Here is a 4898-nt window from a genome sequence, read left to right as displayed (position 1 = left end):
ATGCCGCAGCCGGCGCACACCGGGCCGTCCCACGGGGCCGGGTCCGCGCCCCCGGCGGGGGAGGGGCCCGCGGGGGCGGAACGCCCCGGCCCCGGCTCCGGCCAGCGGAGCTCCTGGGTGCCGCACACCGGGCAGGCGGTCCCCGGCTCCGACTCCAGCGCGTTCACCAGCCGGCGCAGTACCTCGCCCAGGGCGCCCTCCGGGCGGACGCCCGGGTCGGCGCAGCGCACCACCGCCTCGCCGCTCCAGGCCCACTCCGGCCGGCGCAGCCCGTCGTGCTTCTCGCGGCGCCGCCGTTCGGCGAACTGCCGCTCGTACGCCAGCCAGACCGCGCGCGCCTCCTCCAGCTCCTCCAGCGCGGCCACCAGTCGCTGCGGATCCGCCGCCCGGTCGTCGGGCGCGATCCCGTGCCGGTCGCACAAGTGCCACCAGGTCGCCCGATGCCCGTAGGGCGCGAATCTCTCCAGGCAGCGGCGCAGCGAATGCCGCCGCAACGCCCGGTCGTTGCGCGCGTCCCGCACCTGGTACGCCAAGCTCCGGAATCCCGCCATCACCCCTGCACCTCCGTCCGCCGTGCCGATGTGCCCACCATGCCCGTCCGGGTGCGGGCGCATGCGGGGGCGGACGAGGCGTACGGGTGGCACATGGCCGGAACTCAGCGCCACATGCGTCCCGCCGAGACGACGACCCGGGCGAGTTCCTCGTGGCAGACGTCGCTGTGCGCCCCTGAGGGGGCGCCGCCCCGACGGACCACGGAAGCCGCGTCCACGCTGACGCAACCCCCTCCCGGCAGCCCCTCCCGCAGGGCCGCCTCCAGGGTCAGCCGGGGGGCACCCGGCAGGGCCTGGACCCCGTCGTGGCCGATCGCGCCCCACCGGGCGTCGAAGCCCGCGAATCCGGCCGAATCACCCGCCATCCGCGAGGCCAGCGGATAGAAGACCTTGAGCGCCGTGTCATGGTCGGAATGGCACGCCACCACCGGCCCGTCGATCCGGCGCTGCAGCCCGCGCAGCTCCCCGCCCCGGCCCCGGTCGTGCGGCAGCTGGTTGCTGAACGCGTAGTGGGAGAAGGCGCCTTGGAGCAGCGTCAGGGACTTCACGAAGCTCCAGCCGTCCGGCAGGCCGCGCAGCGCGAACGACACCACCCGGGCGCCGAAACTGTGCCCGACCAGGTGCACCCGCAGCTCCGTGCGGCTCCGCGCGACCTCCACCAGGGCGGGGCCCAGGCCGCGTTCGCCGACCACCCCGGCGCGCTTCTTCATCTCGTAGTAGGCGGCCTGCCGCAGCACCTCCTTGGCGCCGTTCCACAGCCGGCGCAGGCCCCCGCCGAAGGACAGCTCCCGGCCCCCGCCCTCCTCCGGCGACGCCGCCGGACCGCCCGCCGCGGCCAGCGCGTCGGTGAAGACCCGGCACACCTCCAACGGGTCCTCGGTGAACATCGCCGGCACCTCGCCCGCCACGTCCCCGCCCGCCGCGCTCCCCGGGTCCGCCGGGCCCACGCCCGCCAGCTCCCGCACCAGGGCGCCGAACTCGGCGAAGGCCGCCTGCGACTCCGGCCGCTCCGCGAGCAGACGGGCGATCCGGTCCAGCTCCGCCTCCCGGCCCGGCCAGAACTCCCCGAGCGCCCGCCGGGTCTCCGCGTCCAGCTCGCTCCAGCCCCCGGTGGCCGTCGTCCCCGCCGCGGACGGGTCGAAGTCGGGGATCGGCTCGTCCGAGAACCGCATCGAGGGCCACACCACCCCTACGTACCCCAGCCGCACCCCGGGACCCACCAGCCCCGGGAACGGGGCGAAGAACCGGTCGTAGAGCCGGGTGGCCGTCGAGCGGTCGCTGTTCCAGCCGTGCGCGAAGACCAGCAGATCGGTGACGTCCAGCCCGGCCACCGCGGCCAGGGTCGTCCGGTCCACGTCCCCCTGCGCGTCCACGGTCAGCTCCGCGTAAGGTCCCACACCCACACCCGACATGACGCGTCCCCCTTCGCCACCGGCCCGGCCCCGGGTACGTCCCGGCGTCCCCTCCGGGCCACCGCCTCAGCGGTACAGGAGGTACCCGTCCCGCACCGCGGCGAACCGCGCGAGGCCCGCCGCCCAGTCGCCCACGATCTCGTCCACCCCGGCCCCGGCGTCGACCAGGGTGCGCACCCGGTCCGAGCCGGTCAGCCGGTCGATCCAGTGGTCCGCCCGCCAGGCGAACCCCCTCCAGGTCCGCCGCGCGGTCACCAGCAGCCCGATCCCGGTCCGTACGGGGTCGAACGCGGCCCGGTCGTGCACCACCAGCCGGACCCCGCCGCAGGTCCGCCCGGCGTGCTTGGAGAACGTCGGGGCGAACCAGGCCTCCCGCACCCAGACCCCCGGCAGGTCCAGCGCGTCCGCCGCCTCCGCCCAGCGGCGGTCGACGCCTTCCGCGCCCAGCACCTCGAAGGGGGTGGCCGTGCCCCGCCCCTCGGACAGGTTGGTGCCCTCGAACAGGCACGTTCCCGCGTAGGCGAGGGCGGTGTCCGGGGTGGGCATGTTGGGGCTCGGCGGCACCCAGGGCAGACCGGTCTCCCCGAAGAACGCCTCCCGCCGCCAGCCGGTCATCGGGACCGTGTGCAGCCGCGCGGGGGCGTCCTTGAGGAACTCCCCGTTGAACAGGCGGGCCAGTTCGGCCGCCGTCATGCCGTGCGCGAGCGCGATCGGCTCCCGGCCGACGAAGCTCGCGTAGGCCCGGTCCAGGACCGGGCCGGCCGGGCCGCGACCGCCCACCGGGTTGGGGCGGTCCAGCACCACCACCGCCACCCCCGCGAGGGCGGCGGCGCGCAGCACGTCGTAGAGGGTCCAGATGTAGGTGTAGAAGCGGGCCCCGACGTCCTGGATGTCGAAGACCACCGTCTGCACACGCGCCGCCGTGAACAGGTCCGCCAGCGCCTTGCCGCTGGTGCCGTACGTGTCGTACACGGGCAGCCCGGTCGCCGGGTCCTGCTGCCGCCCCTCCGAGCCGCCGGCCTGCGCGGTCCCGCGGAACCCGTGCTCCGGGCCGAACACGGCGACCAGGTCCACGCGGTCGTCCGCGTGCAGGACGTCGACCAGGTGGCGGGCGTCGGCGGTGATACCGGTGGGGTTGGTGACCACCCCGACCCGCTGCCCGGAGAGCAGGCCGTACCCGTCGTCGGCGAGCCGCTGGAACCCGGTCCGCACCGGGGCCCCGGACCCCGTCCGCTCCGGGGGCCCCGTGCGCCCCGGGGGTTCGGCCGCCCTGGTCGGCCCGGTCGGCCCGGTCGGCCCGGTCGACCGGGCGCGCGCCGGCCCCGCGCCGGCGCCGACCGCGCCGCCGACCCCCGCCACCAGCAACCCCCGTCGCGACAGCTCCACCCGGCCGACGCTAGTCCTCCGGGGCCTTCCGCCCCGACATACCGACTGGTTAGTCTGCCACTCGTTCTCGTTCTCGTGCTCGTGCTCGTGCTCGTGCTCGTGCTCGTTCTCGTGCTCGTGCTCGTTCCCTCGTCCCCTCATCCCCTCATCCCCTTGTTCCCTCGTTACCCCCCACGCAGACGGAAGGCTGGACCCAGTGGCCGCATACCAGGGCACCCGTGTCGTCGTCACCGGAGCGGGCGGCGGCATCGGCGCCGCGCTCGCGCGGCGTTTCGCCGCGGAAGGGGCCACGGTCGTGGTCAACGACCTCGACGCGGCCAGGGCGGAGGCCGTCGCCGCCGCGATCGGCCCGGCGGCGGTGGCCGTGCCGGGCGACGCCTCCGCGGTCGTGGCCGAGGCCCGCGAGGCGCTCGGCGGCGCCGTGGACGTCTACTGCGCCAACGCCGGACTCGGCTCGGGCGGTGGCGCCGACGCCGACGAGGCCGTCTGGGAAGCGGCCTGGCAGACCAACGTCATGGCCCATGTGCGGGCGGCCCGGACCCTGTTGCCGGACTGGCTGGAGCGCGGCGAGGGCCGGTTCGTCTCCACCGTCTCGGCCGCCGGGCTGCTCACCATGATCGGGGCCGCGCCGTACAGTGTCACCAAGCACGGTGCGCTCGCCTTCGCCGAGTGGCTCTCGCTGACCTACCGCCACCGCGGTCTGAAGGTCCACGCCATCTGTCCGCAGGGAGTCCGCACCGACATGCTCAGCGCCACCGGGTCGGCCGGCGAGCTCGTGCTCGTCCCCACGGCGATCGCCCCCGAGGCCGTGGCCGACGCCCTGTTCGCGGGCATGGCCGAGGACCGCTTCCTGATCCTTCCGCACCCCGAGGTCGCCGGCTACTACGCCGCGCGCGCCACCGACCCCGACCGCTGGCTCACGGGCATGAACCACCTCCAGCAGAAGTGGGAGACCGGTACGTGACCGGCTCGCGCTACGCCGCCATGCCGTGGCTCGGTCGGCTCAGCCCCGCGCAGCGGGCGCCGGTCGAGCCGCCGCCCAGCGTGCTGCACGCCTTCCGGGCGGCGGTGCGCCGGGCGCCCGGGCGCGTGGCGCTGGCCTACTTCGACGGGCGGCTGAGCTACGCCGAGACCGACGCGCTGTCCGACTCGGTCGCCGGGTACCTGGCGGCGCGCGGCCTGCGGACCGGCGACCGGGTCGCCGTCGTGCTCCAGAACACCCCGCACTTCGTGCTCGCGGTGCTGGCCGCCTGGAAGGCCGGGGCGGTCGTGGTCCCGCTCAACCCGATGTACAAGACCGCCGAACTCGCCCACGCCCTGCGCGACAGCGGAGCCACCGCCCTGGTCTGCGACCGGCCCACCTGGACGGCGTACGCCGGACCGGCCGCCGCCGGCACCGCCGTCCGCACCGTCCTCCTCGCCGACCCCCGCGACCTCCAGACCCGCGACGACCTCCGCGTCCTCCCCCCGGCCGCCGTCCCACGACCCCGGACCGCCGGGCCCGAGGCCGCGGCCGGGCCCGGCGGTCCGGGGTCGTGGGACGGCGGCC

At 76.1% G+C, this 4898-nt stretch carries 5 protein-coding genes; 2 read left to right on the top strand and 3 right to left on the bottom strand.

Features of this window, described 5'->3' with window-relative positions; all coding sequences use genetic code 11:
* From EF918_RS32510 to EF918_RS32500, 3 genes are all read right to left on the bottom strand, one after another.
* Positions 1-551 (bottom strand): hypothetical protein (locus EF918_RS32510; RefSeq protein ID WP_260610874.1); only part of this gene is annotated, 551 nt, incomplete at its 3' end.
* Between the two features lie 104 nt (positions 552-655).
* Positions 656-1963 (bottom strand): serine-threonine protein kinase, encoded by a 1308-nt coding sequence (locus tag EF918_RS32505; RefSeq protein ID WP_185922026.1) that lies wholly within the window; start codon positions 1961-1963, stop codon positions 656-658.
* A 66-nt stretch (positions 1964-2029) separates the two neighbouring features.
* Positions 2030-3349, bottom strand: coding sequence for an exo-beta-N-acetylmuramidase NamZ domain-containing protein (locus EF918_RS32500; protein WP_125652499.1), 1320 nt, complete (start codon positions 3347-3349; stop codon positions 2030-2032).
* 196 nt (positions 3350-3545) lie between these two features.
* Here EF918_RS32500 and EF918_RS32495 point away from each other — a divergent pair, with 196 nt between their 5' ends.
* Together EF918_RS32495 and EF918_RS32490 are read left to right on the top strand one after the other, a co-directional pair.
* Positions 3546-4313 (top strand): SDR family oxidoreductase, encoded by a 768-nt coding sequence (locus tag EF918_RS32495; protein WP_260610873.1) that lies wholly within the window; start codon positions 3546-3548, stop codon positions 4311-4313.
* A gap of 20 nt (positions 4314-4333) precedes the next feature.
* A partial coding sequence (locus tag EF918_RS32490) for an AMP-binding protein (RefSeq protein WP_185922027.1) occupies positions 4334-4898 on the top strand: 565 nt, incomplete at its 3' end.

Origin of the sequence: Streptomyces sp. WAC06614, from assembly GCF_003949795.1 — a bacterium.
Taxonomy (GTDB): domain Bacteria; phylum Actinomycetota; class Actinomycetes; order Streptomycetales; family Streptomycetaceae; genus Streptomyces.
This window is presented reverse-complemented; position numbering and strand designations above follow the sequence as displayed.